At 69.7% G+C, this 17,144-nt stretch carries 18 protein-coding genes; 10 read left to right on the top strand and 8 right to left on the bottom strand.

All coding sequences use genetic code 11. The features are described from left to right. The first annotated feature begins 787 nt into the window (after positions 1-787). A complete protein-coding gene (locus tag IEZ10_RS30625; RefSeq protein WP_229811811.1) occupies positions 788-1,723 on the top strand; it encodes a site-specific integrase in 936 nt (311 codons plus the stop codon). A gap of 538 nt (positions 1,724-2,261) precedes the next feature. Here IEZ10_RS30625 and IEZ10_RS30630 read toward each other — a convergent pair. The 3 genes from IEZ10_RS30630 to IEZ10_RS30640 all read right to left on the bottom strand — a co-directional run bounded on the left by IEZ10_RS30630 (position 2,262) and on the right by IEZ10_RS30640 (position 3,873). Beyond that, on the bottom strand, positions 2,262-3,221 hold the full coding sequence (locus IEZ10_RS30630) for a hypothetical protein (RefSeq protein ID WP_189250001.1): 960 nt from the start codon (positions 3,219-3,221) through the stop codon (positions 2,262-2,264). Beyond that, positions 3,206-3,547, bottom strand: a complete 342-nt coding sequence (locus tag IEZ10_RS39400; protein ID WP_229811812.1) for a hypothetical protein — start codon at positions 3,545-3,547, stop codon at positions 3,206-3,208. The genes IEZ10_RS30630 and IEZ10_RS39400 overlap by 16 nt, the downstream gene beginning before the upstream one ends. 86 nt (positions 3,548-3,633) lie before the next feature. Beyond that, positions 3,634-3,873 (bottom strand): hypothetical protein, encoded by a 240-nt coding sequence (locus IEZ10_RS30640; RefSeq protein ID WP_189250002.1) that lies wholly within the window; start codon positions 3,871-3,873, stop codon positions 3,634-3,636. Positions 3,874-4,037: 164 nt separating this feature from the next. Between IEZ10_RS30640 and IEZ10_RS30645 the strand changes: the two genes are divergently transcribed. The 7 genes from IEZ10_RS30645 to IEZ10_RS30675 all read left to right on the top strand — a co-directional run bounded on the left by IEZ10_RS30645 (position 4,038) and on the right by IEZ10_RS30675 (position 9,695). Continuing rightward, the gene (locus tag IEZ10_RS30645) at positions 4,038-4,448 is read left to right on the top strand and encodes a helix-turn-helix domain-containing protein (RefSeq protein ID WP_189250003.1); all 411 of its coding nucleotides are present in this window, start codon (positions 4,038-4,040) and stop codon (positions 4,446-4,448) included. Between the two features lie 220 nt (positions 4,449-4,668). Then, entirely contained in the window at positions 4,669-5,829 is a 1,161-nt protein-coding gene (locus IEZ10_RS30650; protein WP_189250004.1) for a DUF6907 domain-containing protein, read from the top strand. An 89-nt stretch (positions 5,830-5,918) separates the two neighbouring features. Beyond that, the gene (locus tag IEZ10_RS30655; protein ID WP_189250005.1) at positions 5,919-6,257 is read left to right on the top strand and encodes a hypothetical protein; all 339 of its coding nucleotides are present in this window, start codon (positions 5,919-5,921) and stop codon (positions 6,255-6,257) included. After that, entirely contained in the window at positions 6,254-6,988 is a 735-nt protein-coding gene (locus IEZ10_RS30660; RefSeq protein WP_229811813.1) for a DUF2637 domain-containing protein, read from the top strand. Before IEZ10_RS30655 ends, IEZ10_RS30660 begins: the two co-directional genes overlap by 4 nt. Positions 6,989-7,063: 75 nt before the next feature. Continuing rightward, positions 7,064-7,294: a hypothetical protein gene (locus IEZ10_RS30665; RefSeq protein WP_189250006.1), complete on the top strand. Its 231-nt coding sequence runs from the start codon at positions 7,064-7,066 to the stop codon at positions 7,292-7,294. Further along, positions 7,291-7,677 carry a TraA-like protein gene (locus tag IEZ10_RS30670; RefSeq protein WP_189250007.1) on the top strand — a complete coding sequence of 129 codons (387 nt, stop codon included), beginning with the start codon at positions 7,291-7,293 and terminating at the stop codon, positions 7,675-7,677. The genes IEZ10_RS30665 and IEZ10_RS30670 overlap by 4 nt, the downstream gene beginning before the upstream one ends. Continuing rightward, complete coding sequence (locus IEZ10_RS30675) at positions 7,677-9,695, top strand: hypothetical protein (protein WP_189250008.1); 2,019 nt, start codon at positions 7,677-7,679, stop codon at positions 9,693-9,695. Before IEZ10_RS30670 ends, IEZ10_RS30675 begins: the two co-directional genes overlap by 1 nt. A 334-nt stretch (positions 9,696-10,029) precedes the next feature. Here IEZ10_RS30675 and IEZ10_RS30680 read toward each other — a convergent pair whose 3' ends face one another. Genes IEZ10_RS30680 through IEZ10_RS30690 form a run of 3 tightly spaced genes read right to left on the bottom strand, consistent with a single transcriptional unit; the run spans position 10,030 to position 11,465 of the window. Continuing rightward, entirely contained in the window at positions 10,030-10,557 is a 528-nt protein-coding gene (locus IEZ10_RS30680; RefSeq protein WP_189250009.1) for an HNH endonuclease signature motif containing protein, read from the bottom strand. 11 nt (positions 10,558-10,568) lie between these two features. Beyond that, positions 10,569-11,165, bottom strand: a complete 597-nt coding sequence (locus tag IEZ10_RS30685; protein ID WP_189250010.1) for a hypothetical protein — start codon at positions 11,163-11,165, stop codon at positions 10,569-10,571. A 48-nt stretch (positions 11,166-11,213) separates the two neighbouring features. Continuing rightward, positions 11,214-11,465: a GntR family transcriptional regulator gene (locus IEZ10_RS30690; RefSeq protein WP_189250011.1), complete on the bottom strand. Its 252-nt coding sequence runs from the start codon at positions 11,463-11,465 to the stop codon at positions 11,214-11,216. Positions 11,466-11,640: 175 nt separating this feature from the next. Here IEZ10_RS30690 and IEZ10_RS30695 point away from each other — a divergent pair, with 175 nt between their 5' ends. Continuing rightward, the gene (locus IEZ10_RS30695) at positions 11,641-11,883 is read left to right on the top strand and encodes a hypothetical protein (RefSeq protein ID WP_189250012.1); all 243 of its coding nucleotides are present in this window, start codon (positions 11,641-11,643) and stop codon (positions 11,881-11,883) included. Continuing rightward, positions 11,880-12,077, top strand: coding sequence for a hypothetical protein (locus tag IEZ10_RS30700; protein WP_189250013.1), 198 nt, complete (start codon positions 11,880-11,882; stop codon positions 12,075-12,077). Before IEZ10_RS30695 ends, IEZ10_RS30700 begins: the two co-directional genes overlap by 4 nt. Before the next feature lie 225 nt (positions 12,078-12,302). Here the strand turns inward: IEZ10_RS30700 and IEZ10_RS30705 are convergent, their stop codons facing one another. Beyond that, positions 12,303-12,620, bottom strand: a complete 318-nt coding sequence (locus IEZ10_RS30705; RefSeq protein WP_189250014.1) for a hypothetical protein — start codon at positions 12,618-12,620, stop codon at positions 12,303-12,305. Then, positions 12,617-17,134, bottom strand: coding sequence for a phage tail protein (locus IEZ10_RS30710; RefSeq protein WP_189250015.1), 4,518 nt, complete (start codon positions 17,132-17,134; stop codon positions 12,617-12,619). The genes IEZ10_RS30705 and IEZ10_RS30710 overlap by 4 nt, the downstream gene beginning before the upstream one ends. Positions 17,135-17,144 lie beyond the last annotated feature (10 nt).

Here is a 17,144-nt window from a genome sequence, read left to right on the forward strand (position 1 = left end):
GGACCCGGCGGCCTTGGTCTGCTCGGCTTGCCCCGGGTCGATGGCGGGCGGGGTGATCAGGCCCCTACCTCAGCCACTTACGGTTAGAGACGATGCGCGGGCCTTGGCGATCACCCCGGAGCCGGAGCGCCCCCGCCGGAGGCGTCGCTTGTTTCGCGCTAAGGCATGTGGAGGAACGGGGCCGACCAGTGCCATCATCATGCCTATGACGTTGATCAGAAAGGGCTATGCCTCGTAGGCGCCCCTCTCGGGTTCGTGCGCGTGGGTCGGTGTGCGGAACTCACAGAGCTTCGATCCATCAGGTCCCTGGTCTTGGCCGTCGTCCCATGGTCGCGGTGATCACGCTTGAGCACACCAGAATGCGGCCAGGCGAGGTAGCGGAGGCGTTGCTCGCTTGGGCACAGGCAGTGGTCCCCGGAACCGTTGACCGGATCGCACCGACATGCATGTGCCCTGAATGCTGCGGAGTGGCCCCACGCTGGCGGCTGGAACAGGCGCTCATGGCTTTGCCGCCATGGGCCAGGCCCTACCTGTACTCCTTGGTTCTCCCGCTGGACAGGCGGTTTCTCGCCCGGACGTCGCTGGATCCGCATGCGTCGCCTGAATGGCCTTGGTGGCAGCGACGGCGCTGACTCCCGCGGCTTGAGCATGACCGAGTGGTCCGGCTCCTGGTTGTGCGGCGGAGTGGAGGTGCGGCCCGAGCTGCCGGCGGCCGGGACCGGCCCCCAGGCCGCACGCCCGGTCGCCGAGCGGGCGCAGGGCCGCGAGGCGGCGCGCAGCGCCGCCCTTGACTCCTTCACTGAAGGCTCTGCGGGTGGTGCGGTGGCTGGAGGCGGCCTCGTTGCCCCTGAGCGCGTTGGAGGACCCGAAGCACACACGGGCGGCGCTGGAGGCCATCTCCCTGCGTCTGGACGGTACGGCCGCGGCGGCCTCGACCTACCGGCGCAAGCGAGCCGTCTTCCACCAGGCCCTGGAGTACGCCGTGGAACTGGGAGAGCTTTCGGCGAACCCCATCCACAAGGTCAAGTTCCGCAAGGTCAAGACGACGGGTGAGATCGACCGGCGCGCGGTGGTGAGCCCGGAGCAGGCGCGTCGGCTGCTGGTCGCCGTGACCTACGCGGGCCGTACCCGTGGGCCGATGATGGCGGCCATGTTCGCCTGCATGTACTTCGGGGGTCTGCGACCGGCGGAGGCGGCCGGCCTGCGTGAGGCGAACTGCGATCTCCCGGCGACCGGTTGGGGAACCCTGACTCTGGAGACGACCCGGCCGGAGAGCAACAAGCGCTACACCGACTCGGGGGAGGCCAACGACGAACGCGGCCTCAAGCATCGGGGCAGCAAGGCGACCCGGCGCGTGCCGATCCCGCTGGAACTGGTGGCCATCCTGCGTGAGCACATCACCCGGTACGGCGTCGCCGAGGACGGCCGGCTGTTCCGGACCCGGAGCGGCAAGAGCTTCCCCGGCTTGACGGTCTCGATGGTCTGGAGGCAGGCACGCATGTACGCCTTCACGCCCGATCAGGTCGCCTCACCGCTGGCGCGTCGGCCGTACGACCTGCGACACGCGGCGGTGTCCCTGTGGCTGAACGCCGGGGTCCACGCCCCGGAGGTCGCCGAGCGGGCCGGCCACGGGGTCGATGTGCTTCTTCGGGTCTACGCCAAGTGCATCGACGGGCAACACGAGATGGCCAACAAGCGGATCACGGAAGCGCTCACCACGTGACCACCGTGACGGCAGGAGACTGTGAAGGACCCCGGGAAACCCCTCGGGGTCCTTCGTCGTGTCGGCTCACGTTCCCCCGGAAGCGTTCCGGAGGCTTCCGGAAACCGGACGCTGACCTGGGCGTACGGGCGCGATCCCATTCCGCGTATGTTCCGGGAACAGTGGCAGGCGGTGGCATCGGACTGCATCCGACTGTATGTGCCGGGAAAGATCGACAAGGACAAAGGCCCTGGTCAGGGCCTGAATCCCTGCTTGGGAGTGGTAGGGCGCCTGGGACTCGAACCCAGAACCTACGGATTAAAAGAGCATTGGGGGACGTGCCGGGCGGTGATGAGTGATGCCGTCCCCGAACGTTTTGCCTGGTAGATGGCGCTTCCGCATGCCGTTCCGTGCTGCCGTGAACGCCCGGAACCGGGGTCGTGTGTTCCTGCCGGTCTCCCAACGGTCTCCCTCGGTCTCCCATCCGGCGCCCGCCGCGGCGGGCGCCGCCCACCCTCCCGCCGCTCGCTCGGCACCGGCGGGCATCGGCGGGGTGACGTCAGCGCTCCCCGGCGGCGGCCGGACGGGCAGATGGTGGTGCGGGGCGGCGGGGTGCCTGAGGGCCGGTACTGCTCGCCAGTTCGGAGAGGACCGCGCGGAGACCCGATAGGTCCGGCGGCCCGGCGGAGGGTGACGGGGTGGGCTGCGTCGGGAGCGCTGAGGCGGCGCGGCGGCACTGTGGGCAGGGTGGTGTACCGATCCCGGGCCGCGGCTGGTCACCTCCGGGGGTGCCGTGGGGGCACGGCCGCTGGCCGAGCAGCTCGGCCAGCGGCGGCGGGGCCGGTGTCGTCTGAGGAACGGCCGCGCGGCTTCCGGCGCGAACTCGTTCCAGCAGCGGGACCAGGTCGCCATTCTCGGCGAGGCGAGTGGCGTAGGCCGTCAGGTTCCGGGGTTGGTTCTCGGTTGTGATGATGCGGATGATCTCTCTCGTCTCTTCTGCTGTTGCTCCGACGGCGCTCATGATGCGGCGTTCGGTGCTCGAGAGAGATGAGGGGTCTTGAGGGGACTGAGGGGAAGGGGTCCGGGTTTCCCGGACCCTGAGACCGGAAAACCCGGACCCTGAGAGGGCAGAACCCGGACCCTGAGAGTTTTTATCCACAGGCTCAGCAGCCGGATTTCCCGGCTGCTGAGCACCCTCGCGCCCTCGCTCAGGGTCCGGGTTTCCCGGACCCTGAGCAGGGGTGAGCGGCAGAATCCGGAACTCGGCGTGCTGATGCTTCTGGCCGCGCTTCGTTCGCTCGATCGCACCCTTGTCGATGAGCGCCTTGAGGATCGCCGCGCGTTCGCTCCGTCCCGCCCGGAAGCGCTGCATGACCTTCTCGTTGCTCTCGACACCCTTCGAGCACAACCGGGTTTCGTCCCGCGCGTCTTCTGCGAGCACGAGCAGGGCGTAGCGCTCCCGAGGCGTGAGCGTCGCGGGGGCGTGGTCCATGACTTCGACGATCAGGCGGATGCCCACGCTGGCTCCGCGTCGTTCGTCTGCTCCGGGGCGTTCCCGGCCGCTTCGGCGAGCGCGACGCCCAAGCTCCGCAGGAGGTCCGCGCGAGTCACCCGATAGGCGTTGCCGAGTCGCAGCACCGGGCAGGGGAACTCGCCCCGGCGCGCGAGTTCGTGCGCCTTGGTGCGGCCGATGCCCCACGCCCGGCCGGCCGTCACCAGGTCGACGGCGACGGGCAGCGCGAGCAGCTCATCCAGCGTCATGCCGTTCGGGGTGCCCGGCGTTTCCGCACGCCGGGCACGGTCCTTCGATTCGGCCTGTACGTGGGCAGGCTGTATTTTGACCATGGGTCTCCTCCTGATGCTGCAGGTGGGGATCAAGGGCCTGTTCGGTGTTGGTAGCACCGGGCAGGCCCGTTCTTCTTTTTGCTGGGTCAGCCGTTCGGGCGAACCTTCTTGAGGCGGCCAGTCCGCTCAGCCCACCCGAGGATGTCGGCGAGCCACCACCAGACACGGCCTGAAATCTTGCCCTCAGGCTCAGGGAACTTCTCGACGGTGACCCACTCCTTCTCGGAGCGACGTCGCCACGCGATCACAGTGTTCTCGGAAACGCCGAGGTGCTCGGCGACGCCGTCGATGCCGACGGGAATCCAGGGCGGTTCAGGACGGGGCATGGCCGGAGTGTACCCCCAATAGAGGCGCATGTCTTTACCGCCTAGATGTGTTGACGGGGCGCATGTATTAGCCATACAGTCAGGGGGTCCAACGAAGACGGCTCAGCCGGTGCTACCAACACCAGCCGAGACCTGATACCACCTGCAGCATCAGGAGGAGACTCATGGACCAGGCTTCGGCCTTGGCTTCCGCGACCCCTGCCACCCGGGTCACGACGCGCGAGATCGCCGCCGCTCATGGCGTCTCGCTCCGCACCGCCCAGCGTTGGGCCAAGGCGGGCAAGCTCGCCGCGCAGAAGGTGGCCGGCCGCTGGGTCATCACCCTGACCGCCCCCGGCCTGGACGGCTTCAAGCCGTTCCAGCTCGACAAGGCGCGCGAGGTCATCGAGCAGGGCGCGATCCTGGCGACCAGCCGCCCGCACGTCTACCGGGCGATCAGCTCGGACGGCACCACCGTCTACCTCGCTTCGCCGGACGGGTGCTCATGCCCGGCCGGCCTCAAGGCCCGCCGCTGCTACCACATCGCCGCCGTTCGGATCCTGCTCGCCGCCCGCACCGGCCGCCGCGCCGCCTGACCGGAAGGACCTCCGCATGAACAGCGCCGCCCCGATCGAGCTCCGCTCCCTGTGGCAGCCGATCGCCGACCCGGTCGAGCGGATGGAGTGGCAGTCCGAGCAGGACGACTACCGCTTCGACGACTGACCAGCACCACCGCAAACGCAATGCGGGCCCGCCCCGGTGGTCGAGACCGGACGGGCCCTGGATCGGAACCCCCTCTCGGAAAGGTCCCTCACCATGGACAAGCGTACGACCCTCAACAGCGCCCCCGCCGCCGCGGCCGCGAACCTGCGGACCCGCACCTCTGGAGTCGTCCACGCCGCCGTCAACGGCCTGCCCGCCTGCCCCGCCCGCTCCCGAACCACCAGCCTCGCCGGTGCCTACGCCGAGACCCGGCAGCCGGTCACGTGCAAGAACTGCTTGAAGCTGGCCAGCGCCGCCCTCGCCGAGCCCGTCGAGGCCAGCGCCGCGCCGTACGGCGAGGGCCGCGAGTACGGCGTGTGCGGCACCGTCGACGGCGCCCAGATGCGCATCTACACCGGCCCGACCCTCGAGCAGGCCACCGCGAACATGCTCAACGCCCTGCCGACCGTCCGGCAGCGCGAGGCCTTCGCCGTCACCGCGGTCGTCGTCTTCCGCACCCCGGGCGGCGAGTGGACGCCGCTCGGCGCTGACCAGCCAGCCGCCGGGGGAAGCGGTGCCGTCAAGCCGCGGCCGTACTGGCAGACCGCGCCGTGCCCGGCCTGGTGCGAACTCACCCACGACGACCGCGACCAGCCCGCCGACCGGTTCCACCTTGGCCCGGACCGGGTCACCCCGCTCACGAGGGAAGCCCCGGTTCAGGTAGCGCCCGGACGGTGGGCGCCCGAGGAGCTTGGCCTGTGCCTGCGCCAGGGCGACCGCGACGACGAGCCGGTGGCGGAACTGCGCCGCGGTGACGCCCCCGCCGTACGGCTGACGCTGGCCGAGGCCGAGCAGCTGCACAAGCGGCTTGGCTTGCTGCTGGCCGAGGCCCGTACGGCGGCCGCCGCGAGCTCGGCGCCGGGCTGCGCGCCGTGGTGCGTCCGGCACGACGACTGCACCCGCGGCGGCCGCCACCTGCCCGACCCCGAAGGCGGCATGTGCTGGGCGCCCCCGGTGCCCCTGCCGGGCGGCCGGTACGGCTCCGCCGGAACGGTCGAGCTGTCCCACGATGCCGAGGACGGCGCGCTGATCCAGGTGGCCAACGACAGCGACGCCGTGCTGACGGTGGATGAGGCGGAGGAGTTCGCCCACGCGGTCCTCGCTCAGGTCGCGCTGGCACGCACCACGGTTCCCGGCACGCCGGAGCCGCTCGAGCTGGCGGCCGGCGAGGACAGCTGCTCGGACTCGGCGTGCCGCATCTGCCGACCCGCCTGACCCTTCAACCAAGCGGCCCCGGCCCGGTGACTACACCACCGGCCGGGGCCTCGACCCCAACACCCCTGACCGAACCAGGAGATGAGATCGTGGCTGAGAACCTACCCGCCCACCGCCCGTGCCCGCCATGGTGCCGAGCCGAGCACACCGAGACCGGCCCGAAGCGCGTTCACACCTCTACGTTCGGCCCGTTCAGCGGCGCCGGACAGATCGTGATCCGGTACGTGCAGGTCGACGAGGGCGCCGTACGGCGGCCGCCGCTCGCCCGCCTGGCCTACCGGGACGCCGGCCAGCCGCGGCTCATGGACGTCGAGCCGGACGACGCGGCTGACTGGGCGGCGATCATCAGCGGCCTGGACATCCGATCGTTCACCGAGTTCGCCGAGGCGCTCGGCAACGTCGTGCGCGACCTGGGCGGTGAAGCATGATCCGCATCTGCACGACCGTCGTGGTCGTCCTCCTGGCGGCCGTCGCCGCGGTGGTGTCCTACCGGCACGCCTTCGAGGTCGTCGTCGCCAACGGCGAGTCCGGCCTGACGGCACGCCTGGTGCCGCTCACCATCGACGGCGCGATCTTCGCATCCTCCATGGTGCTGCTCGACGCGGCCCGCCGCCGCCTTCCCGTGCCCGCGCTGGCGCGCTGGACGCTCGCCCTGGGCATCCTCGCGACGCTGGCGGCGAACGTCGCGCACGGGTGGGCTCACGGTCCGGTCGGCGCGATCGTCGCCGCGTGGCCGGCCGTCGCCCTGGTGCTCTCCTACGAGCTGCTGATGGGCATGATCCGACGTGGCGCCGTCCCGGTGTCTGGAACTCCAGACACCGAGGGTGTCACCGCTGACACCCTCAACCGGGTCGACGGGACAGTGGCCGAACAGGTGCCGGTCGAGCCGGTCGGCCCGGGTACGGCTGAGCCCGCAGGCGGCGAGGTCGAGCAGCCCGCCATACCCGCCGTACCTGAGCCGTCACCTGCACCGATGCCGGTCCTCACACCCGCGCCCGATGAGCTGTTCCCGGTCGCCGCGACCAGGTACGCCGATGAGGTCGCCACGGGTGTGGTGCCGACGATGACCCGCATCAAGCGCGAGATGAAGGTCGGCCAGCCGCGCGCTGTGCTGATCCGCTCCTACCTCGCCCAGCTCGCCAAAGCGAGCCTGTCCTGACCCCCATGCCCGCCCCGGGCCGCATCGTCCAAGAGCACCCGGGGCGGGCCCTCCCCATGTGAAGGAGAGAACCCCATGATTCACCATGCCCCCCGCCCCAGCGTGTGGGCGGGGCTGTACGCCGTGCTGTGCCTGCTGCTGTCGGCGCTCGATGACCTGGTGGCCGCGCTCGCCGGCGCCCGCCCCCTCCGCCGGGACGCCGCGGACTTCGCCCGGGTGGTCGGCGACGCCTACCGCACCGGCAAGCACCACGTCGCCGAGGGCGACGTGCTCGACGACGACGACATCGAGGAGGACGGCCAGTGAGCACCGACAGGCCGGGCCGGGCCCGCATCCCGGAGTTGTCCAACATCCCGTGGCAGGGGCCGGTGGCCATCACCAACTACGCCCAGATCGGGCGGGCCCTGTGCCGGGACCTCGGCGGCGAGTTCGAGATGGCCAGCGAAGAGCTGTACGCCGTGCTGATCCGCAGCTTCAAGGGACACCCGGTGCTCGCCCTGCTCGGCGGCCCGGACGTGCGGCTGCGTGCCCGCCGTGTGGTGCGGCGCCTCAAGCGCGCCGCGGAACTGCAGAAGGGATCCGCGGTCGAGATGGTGAAGTTTCACCAGCAGTTCCGCAAGGAGTTCATCGAGCAGCTACCCGCCATCAAGGACAAGAAGAAGCCGACGTTCAACTGGGATGACGTGTGATGGCCACCCGGAGCAAGGAACTCGCGACCGTCGATGTCGAGTCGAGCCTGCAGAAGGTGGCCGCGCAGGGCGTGTCCAAGCTGGTCACCCTCGCATCGCCGTGGGTGGTGGGGCTGCTGCTGTTCGGCGTCGGTGCGGCCTTCCACGTCATCCTCGACACCGACGATCCCGCCGTGGCGTCCTGGACGGCGTTCCTGATGAGCGTCGCGGTGATCGTGTTGACCGGCGTGACCTACGGCCAGTCGCACGCTCGCGGCCCGTGGGGCAAGGCGCACACCACCGCCACGACGCTGCTGACCGGTCTGTGGGTGACGGCCGCCACGATCAACGGCCCCACCACCGTCGTCACGGGCCGTATCGCGCTGATCGGCGGGTTCACCCTGTGCGCCACCTGGAACATCCGCACCGTGATCCGGCTCAAGGGCTGGGACGCGCCGGGCGCCCTGGCCGATCCGCTGGCGATGCTGTTCGGCCAGGGCGCCGGGCGGGCCGGCCTGGCGGTCGAGGCGCGCACCACCGCGGCGACCGAGCACAAGGTCCAGGGCGACGTGCAGCTGGAGGCCGGGCGGCAGACCGCCGAGGACCTGCAGAAGAAGGTCCCGTACATCGAGAGCGGGATCGGCCTGCCCCCGGGCAGCATCACGACGTCGATCGACCCCGACGACGCGAGTCGGGCGAAGGTCACCATCAGCGACCCGCGGGTGATGAAGCACCCGATCCCGTGGCCAGGCCCGTCGAGGCCGGGCGGGTCGATCGCCGACCCGATCCGGCATGGGCTGTGGCAGGACCTCGACGAAGTCGCGTACGTCATCGTGGGTCACCACCTGCAGATCATGGGGCAGACCGGGTCCGGCAAGTCGATCGGCGGGGCATGGAACCTGCTCGGCGAGATCGTCACCCGCTACGACGCCGCGGTGTTCGCCATCGACATCACCAAGGGCGAGCAGACGTTGGGCCCGCTCGCCGAGGCGCTGCACCGCTTCGAGACGACGAAGGCCGGCGCGAAGGCACTCCTGGCGGACGTGCAGGCCCGGGTGAAGGAACGCACCGACCAGCTCGCCGCCAAGCAGCTGCAGAAGTGGAAGCCCGGGTGCGGCCTCACGTACTGGGTCGTGTGGATCGAGGAGTTCCCCGACGTCTACGACGCCTTGAGCGACAAGGAGCAGGAGGCGTTCTTGTCGATGCTCAAGGCGATCCGCTCGGCGGGCGGGTCGGTGGTCATGAGCCTGCAGCGGTCGGACTACACGCAGATGCCGACCCTGGCGCGCGGCCAGCTCGCCAAGGCGTGCTTCGGGGTCGAGTCCGGGCATGACGCCGGGTTCGGCCTGAGTGAGGCTCAGCAGGACGCCGGCGCCCGCCCCGAGCTGTGGAGCAACAAGCAGCCCGGCATGACGTACTGGGACGCGCCGTCCATCCCGGATGAGCGGATCGCGATGCCGATGCGGACCTTCGCGTGGGGCCTCGACTCCGCCGGCGGGTTCGATGACGAGCGGGCGAACGCCGCGATGCGTGAGCATGCCGCCTTCTGGCCGGCCTTCGCGAAGCCCGTCGACGAGGGCACCGCGGCGATCTCCCGCCTTCCGGGTGGCGGCCAGGCGCTCGCCGCCCCGGCCGAAGCGCTGGAACACGCCATCGACCCCGGAGACGACGAAGATGAGGAGGTGCGCAACGTAGCGAGCGAGTATCTGACCGAGGACGACCCGGACCCCGAGGTTCAGGCCGGCCTCGATGACCCGATCGTCGACCAGCTCGACGACCCCGAATGGGAGTTCGCGCCACCCGAGGTCACCATGACGCCTCAGCAGCGCGGAGAGGCCCTCATCGCGCATCTCCAAGGGCTGTGGGATGCCGGGGCCCGGGACTTCGCCACGCGCGATCTGCGGCCGTTGTGGGAGTCGACGGACATGAGCCGGGCGTGGGCGCAGAAGCAACTCAAGAAGCTGGTCGAGGCGGACGTGCTCGGCTACGACGACGACGCCCAGCGCTACCTGATGCCCGAGCGGCCCGAGGTCGGCTGAGCTGGCGGTGAGCCCGTCACCCTGACGGGCTCACCGCCAACACCTGCGACTCCAGCAAAAAGGTTTTACCGTTTTGCTGACGCGCTCACCCTCACGGCTGCCCGATGAGATCTTCCTGCTCTCGCCAGGAAGATCTGAGAGCAGGTGTAGATTCTTCACCTTCGCGGGCCCCGGGCGGCCCTCGCGTGTCAGGGGTTCGTAAGGAAGTGCAAGGCCCGGCCCGCGCGTGCGGCTGCGCGAGGGGCCGAAGGAAACCCGTCTGATTCAGACGGGTTTCCTCGCGTACGGCTGCGCGTGGGCTGCGCGCCACGAAGTGTTGATCTTGCTGCCACGGCTACGCGACGGCAGGACGCTTCGTCAACAGATACCGCTGCTGCTCACCGCTGTAGCCCAAAGCTTCAGCCTCGATGAGCCTCTTGAGGTGCTTCTGGGCCCACTGCCGGGACAACCCATTGGATTCCCATAGGGCCTTCATGTCCCGGGTGGCAAAGTCACGCACCCCGGCGTCATAGAGCGCCTGCAAGCGCTCTATGAGCGCACTCGGGGAAACTGACACACCCCTGCTCCGGGCCGCGCGTAAGGCGTTCTCAGACGCTGTAATGACTTCCATATGCGCAGGATTGACGCATGACGGTACACGGCACAGGTGGTCAATCGTCATGCCCTCGGGAATCTCATCAACCAGGAGTTCGTAGGCGAACCGGTGCGCGTAGCCGTGGCCGTTCGCCTCGACGCGGAATCGACCGTAGCCCTTCTGTCTCCTGGCGCCCATCCACAACCAGCACTCTTCCTTTGTCTTTCGCTCGACCTTGCTCCAAAACCTTTCAGATGCCTTCGCCAGATGGTGAGCGCGGTCAGACATGACGGTCCTTTCTAGGTGCCACGATCTTGCTTTTGATGGTGCCACACGGACGCGAAAGGGGGTGCCACACCCCGCCACGATCTTGCTGCCACGGTCCGTGGCACCCCTTCTGACCTGTAACCCCCTCCCGCGTAGCACCCCCAGCCCCTCGCGAGGTGCCACGCCCCGCCGGTGTTGGTGTGCAGGGTGAGCATGACCGGTCCGGGCTTGGACGGCACGGGGTCGGGCTTGGGCATGGCGGCGACCCGCTGCTTGCGCTGCCGGTCCGCGGCGTCGAGGGCGACCTGCCCGGCGCGGACCTTCTCGGCGAGGTCGGGCGCGTCCCGCTGGAGCGCCTTGGCCTGCTGGACGGCGCGGCCGGAGGCACCAACGACCTTCGCAGCACGCTCACGAGACTTGGCCTCGAACGGCTTAGGCGGGGAGACCTGCGATGGAAAAGGTGGCAGATCTGCCACAGTTTTTTCACTCAGGGTGGCCTGCGGCTTCGGAGCGTCACCGATTGGTCGGCCGACCTTCGTAGCCGCGGCGATCGCCTTCTCGTACTCCAGCGCGATCAGCGCCTTCTGACCCGCGTTCAGGTGCCCACCCGAGGTGGAGCTGTCTCCCACCCCTCGACCAGCCTTTTTCCCAGATCCGGGAAAAAGGCAGACCGGGCGTCAGCCGGTCGGCCAGTTCTCCCGCTCGGCGACGAACGTCCCCCGGCCCTGGATCGTCACCACCCAGCCCTGTTCACCGAGCACCTTGACCGCGCGGCGCACGGTGCCGCGGGCGACGCCGTGTTCCTGCTGCAGGTGGCTTTCGCTCGGCAAGACCTGGCGGGGCTTGAGCTCGCCGGCGCGGATCCGCTCACGCAGGATCCCGGCGAGCTGCTCCCACAGCGGTGTCGGGTTCAGGTGGTCGACCGTCATAGGCATGACGTTACGGACAGGCTGAATGACCTGCGCATACGGTCCGTATTGAACGTGCTGTACGTGCTGTACGAGTTAGACGTACAGTTGGCCGGAGCCCACACAACGTGACGGGCCCGCCGCGACGCTGAGAACGTCGAGACGGGCCCTTGATCGGACGCAGGAGGTCCGAACCATGGCCAACGATACGGCTCCCGAACACGCCTCGCCGATCGAGTTCACCGCCCAGCGGCGCGCTGACCTCATCCGCGCCATCAGCCGCGCGTACCCGCCCTACCGCGTGTGGTGGTCCGCGGGCATCTACTACGCGCCCGGACCCACCCCCGACGGCGGATCCCACACTCTCACCGCCCCCACCGCCGGCGACCTGTGCAAGCAGCTCGCCGCCGCCCTGGGCCGCGAGGGGGTCGAGCTGTGAGCCCCGACGAGGTGAAGCGCTGGCACGCCCTCGCCCGCCGCAAGAGCGCCGACCCCGAGCGGATCGACCAGCTGTACAAGGCCGCGGTGAAGGAGTGCGGCGGCACGGTCGAGAAGCTCGCGGAGGCGATCACCCGGGAGCTCGCCATCGAGGAAGGTCTGGCGAAGCTCATGGCGGAGATCCGCCGGACGTAGACCTCCCGGCCGGCCTTCGCGCGCCGAGGGCCGGCCGGAGGAGTCCGCGGTGCGTCGAGGTCCGCCGCGGACCTTCCCCCGCGCTTCTTCTCGGAGGGGTGTCGAGGCACGGGGAACCCTGGTGGCCCCGTCTCGCCCATGTGGGTGCGAGACGGGGCCACTGCCATGCTCGGCGTGATCACAGCTCCCACGGCAGTCCGCCGCCTCGAGCAACCGCATCGCCAACTACGCGCCGGCGACGAGCCTGCCCCGCTCGGCGAGCACCCGGTTCAACGCCGCCCACTCCTCCGGGTACTCTTCGGCGACCGCCGCCAGCAGGCCGGCGAACACCCGCTGCGGCAACGTCGGCTCAGCCCATAGATGGCCCCATGGGCACTCCACGTAGGTCGGCGTTTCGCCGATCTCGTCGGGGACGACTCTGACCGTCAGGAGATGCTGTTCTCCGCATTTGGGACAGGCGGCTGGCGAGCCGTTGGTTCCGAGGACTCCGCCGTTCAGCTTGAAGGTGACGGCCCTCACGGTGCTGTCTTCGGGGACGCTCATGTCCCGTACACCTCCCGCTCCAGACCGATCAGCCCGTCACGGATCTCGACCAGCAGCTCGCGGGCGACTCCCTGCGGGTCGCGGAAGTTGAGGTCGGCGCCGTTGACGGTGAGGTTCAGATTGATCGTTGCCGCCTTGCCCCGCCCTCCCGCGGTTCCGGTGCCTGCGGCGCCGTACGCGCCGGAGAACGCCGGAGCCGACGTCGCAGCAGCGGGCATGCTGATGGACGCGGCGGCATCCGCCATCCGCTGGGCGGCGGCCTCGACCATCGGCTCACCCGCCTGCATGCCGACGACCATGCCGGCGGGCAGCTGGCGGCCGATCGCGGCCATGACCCGGCTGGGCGAGCGAATGCCCAAGGCGTCCTTGACCCACTGCGGCATGATCGACGAGAAGAAATTCCTGATGTAGTCGCTGAACCACTGGAACTGGGCGACCATGCCGTTCCAGATGCCCAGGATGATGTCGTGGCCGAAATTCGCCATGCGGCCGCCGATGTCGCCGAGCGCGCCGAGGATCATGTCGGGCAGCCCGCGGACCCAGTTGATCAGGTCGTTCAGCCGGTCGACAGCGCGGTCCTTCATGCCGCCGAACCAGTCGGCGAACCGGCCGGGCAGCTCCCCGATCCGGCTGACCGCGTCGAAGATCTTCCCGGGCATGTCCCTGACCCAGTCGACCAGGTCCCCGGCCAAGCGGATCGCTCGGTCCTTCATGTCGCCGAACCACGCGCCGACCTTGCCGGGGATCTCTTTGAGGGTGTCGATGGCGCCCTTGATCCAGTCGACGCCCTTGTTGAACCAGTCGCGCAGGGAGTTGATCAAGTCGGGGATGATCGAGTGGCCGACCAGCACGTCGTACAGCCAGCGGAAGAACTCGACGATCTTGTCGGCGACCCACTTGACCTTGTCAGCCAGCCACTGCACCCACGGCGTCACCGCCGAGGTCACCTTCGCGACGAGGTCGAGGAACCACTTGATCGCCTCACCGACCGCGGGAACGACCTTCTCCAAGATCGCGCCCACCAGCCGGACCAGCCACTCCACCAGCGGCATCAGCTGCACGATCAGATCCGCGACGATCTTGATGATCGGCATCACCGCAGGTAGCAGCGCGACGAACGCGCCGATGATCTGCACGAGGATCGGCACGAGCGTCTGGATCAGCTGCACCAGCACCGGCAAGATCGCGGCGATCAGCGGCGCGAACGCCGTGATCAACTGGGCGACGATCGGAATGATCGGCGTCAGCGCAGGCAGCAGGCTGACGAACGCCTGGACGATCGCGACGATCGACGGCATCAACGCGGTCAGCGCCTGCATCAGCGCGGTGCCGATCTGCTGCGCCGCCTGAGTGATCACCGGCAGCAGCGGCTGCATGGCCTGCAGCAGCATCGTCAGCGCCTGCACCAGGATCTGCCCAACCTGCGAGGCGACCTGCGCCACCATGCCGATCAGCGGCGTCAGGACCGGCAGCAGGCTGGCCAGCAGCGTCGCCGCCTGGGTCAGGAACGGCGCCACTGCGGCAAGGGCCTGCACCAGGGCCGCGCCGACCGTCTGCACGAGCTGCGCGATGATCGGCAGGATCGGCGTCAACGCCTGGATCAGAGCGGCCAGGGCCTGCACGAGGATCTGCCCGAGCTGCCCGGCCACCTGGGCGACCAGGGTGATCAACGGGGTGAGAACCGGCAGTAGACCCGCGATCATCTGCACGATCTGCAGGAAGAACGGCGCCAACGTGGTCAGGGCCTGCACCAGCACCGTGCCGAGAACCTGCACCAGCTGACCAAGGGGCGGCAGCAGCGGAAGCAGCGCCATCCCCAGGTCAGCGAGGATCCTCAGCAGCGAGCCGCCGATCGAGGCCACCAACTGTGCAATGCTGCCGATCAGCGGGGTGATCGCCGGCAGTAGGGCGCCCAGGATCGCCTGTACGACCTGGCCGAACACCGCGATCAGCGGAGAGGCCGCTGTGATGATCTGAGCCAGCGCCGGGAGCAGCGCGGCGGCCAGGACCTGCACCAGCTGCGCTACGACTGGAAGTAGCGGGCTGATCGCCTTGACCACCTGAATGAAGACCTTCAGCAGCTCACCGCCGAGAACGGCGATGATCTCCCCGGCCACCGGCAGCAGGTCCGCCAGGGCCTTCAGCAGCTCGGTGTTCCACAGCACCAGCAGGTCACCGATCGCTGGGATCAGAGGCCGGATGGCGGCAATGATCTGCGTGAACGCCTGCGCCAACGCCACCGCGACCGGGCCCAGCAGCGGCGTCAGCTGGCGGATCGCCTCTCCCAGCGTCTGAGCGATCAGTGCGGCCAGGGAGGCGATGACCGGCAGCACCGGCGCCAGCGCGGTGACGATCTGGCTGAACGCCGACACCAGCGCGCCGCCGACCGTCGCGGCCAGCTGCCCCACCACCGGCACCAGCGGCGTCAGGGCGGGCAGGACCCCAGAGACGAGCGTGACGGCCAGCTGAGCGATCTGCGGGATCAGGGGAGAAACCGCCGTGACGAGCTGCCCGAACGCCCCGACGACGGGCGTCAGCAGCGGCGTGATTTGCTGCACCGCCCCGGCCAAGCTGGTCGCGATCAGCTGCACCAGCTGCCCCACGACGGGCAGCAGCGGCGCCAGCACGGCCAGGACGCCGCCGACGGCCTGGCCGACCGGGGCGAGCGCCGGCGCCAGCGCCCCGACCGCCTGCCCGATCGCGCCGACCGCCGCCATGACGCCCGGCATCAGGTTCGCCGCGGCGACACCGATCTGGGTGAACACCGGGGCCAGGGAGGAGAACAGGCCGGAGATCACTCCAGCGAGCGGCTGCAGCGTCGGAACGATCGCCGCGACGGCGCCGCCGATGCCGTTGATGACCGCGACCAGGCCGGGCGCCAACGCTCCCAGCGCCGGGATCAGGCCGGAGATCGCGGTCATCAGGACCGGGCCGAACGCCGTCGCCAACGCAGCAACGCTGGGCGCCAGGGCGCCGATGCCTGAGGCGAGGGTGGTGATGACCGGCGTCAGGGCCCGGCCCGCCTGCGACAGCGCTTGGAAAGTACTGACCAGGGCGGTTTGCCCCTGAGCGGAGTCGACCCAGGCGTGGGTGGCGTCGAGGATCTGCCCCAGCACACCCAGTGCGCCGGCCCCGGCAGCCGACATCGCCCGGAACACCCCGGCGACGGTGCCGCCCAGGTCGCCCAGGACCGCGCCCAGCTGCTTGATGACCGCCAGGCCGGAGTTCATCCACTCCAGCGCCTTGCCGGACGCGGACGCGTTGCTGAGGAACTCCCCGAACCGGGTGGCCGCGGCGGCGATGCCGGGCGCGAACCCCGACAGCCAGGACGCGCCCACCACGCCGAGGTCCCGAAAGCCCGCCAGCAGCGGCGTCAGCGCGGGCAGCAGCCCGGCCATCGCGTCCCGCAGTGACGCGAAGACCGACCGAATGGCCTGCAGCGTCTCGGCGGAGCGGGCGAATTCCAGGACCTTCAGCGCGGCCTGGCCGAACACCGCCGCCACCGACTCCATGCCCTCGCCGAGGGCGTTCAGGATGGGGAAGAGGCTCTCCATCTGGCCGACCAGCGGCGCAAACAGTGCGTTCTGGACGCGGTCCTTGAGGTAGCCGAACGCGCCCGAAATCTGAAACAGCTCATAGGCGACGTCGCTGGCACTGCCGGACAGGTCCTTGGTGCCCGCCATGAACTTCTCGACGTCGCCGCTGAGGGCGGCCTTGAAGCCGTCGGCGACGCCCATCAGGCCGACCTTGAGGACGCTCATCGCTCCCGCGCCGAGCAGCACCGCACCCGGCAACGCGGCCAGCAGCCCGCTCGCCGGCGCCAGCGCCGAGACCAGAGCGGAGACCTGCACGGCCGCTGCAGCAGCCCCGGCGGCGAGCGTGGAGAACGCCCCGGCCGCCAAGCCCAGCTTGCCGACGCCGGCCAGTAGCGCCCGCGTCGCCGTACCGGCCCGGTCGATGTCGACGTGGATGTCGCGGAACCCGCCGAACAGCCGCCCCAGGTTGGGGGTGATGGACGACAGGGCGCGGCCGATGACGGAACCCAGCCGGTCAACCGCACTGCTGAAGCCGTCGTTGAAACCCTCACCGGCGGCGTTGCCCAGGCGGCGGCCCTGCAGGTTGGCTTCGGCCTTGTCGTCGGCGAGGTTGCCCACATCGGGGTCAGCAGCTTCTTTGAAGCCGTCAGCGAAGCCCTCCCCGGCGGCATCCCCCAGGTTTTTGCCCTGGCGGACGAAGATCTCGCGCTGGTCGCGCAGGTTGCCGCCGGCGTCGCGGGAGACGCGCCGCCCGAACTCGTCGGCGAACTCCTCCCCTGCCGCCTCGCCGAGCTTGCCGCCCTCCCGGACGAACTGGCCCCGCTCGTTGCGCAGCCGCCCGGCCGCATCGCGGGAGAAGCTGCGGCCGAACTCGTCACCCGCGCGGCCTCCCGCGCTACTGAACTCCTGGCGAACGTCGTCCTGCACGGATGACGTGTCGGCGCGGACCCGGACGAACGCCTCGGCGAGGGCAGCCATGATCGCCCCC

The sequence above is a fragment of the Streptosporangium pseudovulgare genome, assembly GCF_014648055.1.
Lineage (GTDB): Bacteria > Actinomycetota > Actinomycetes > Streptosporangiales > Streptosporangiaceae > Streptosporangium > Streptosporangium pseudovulgare.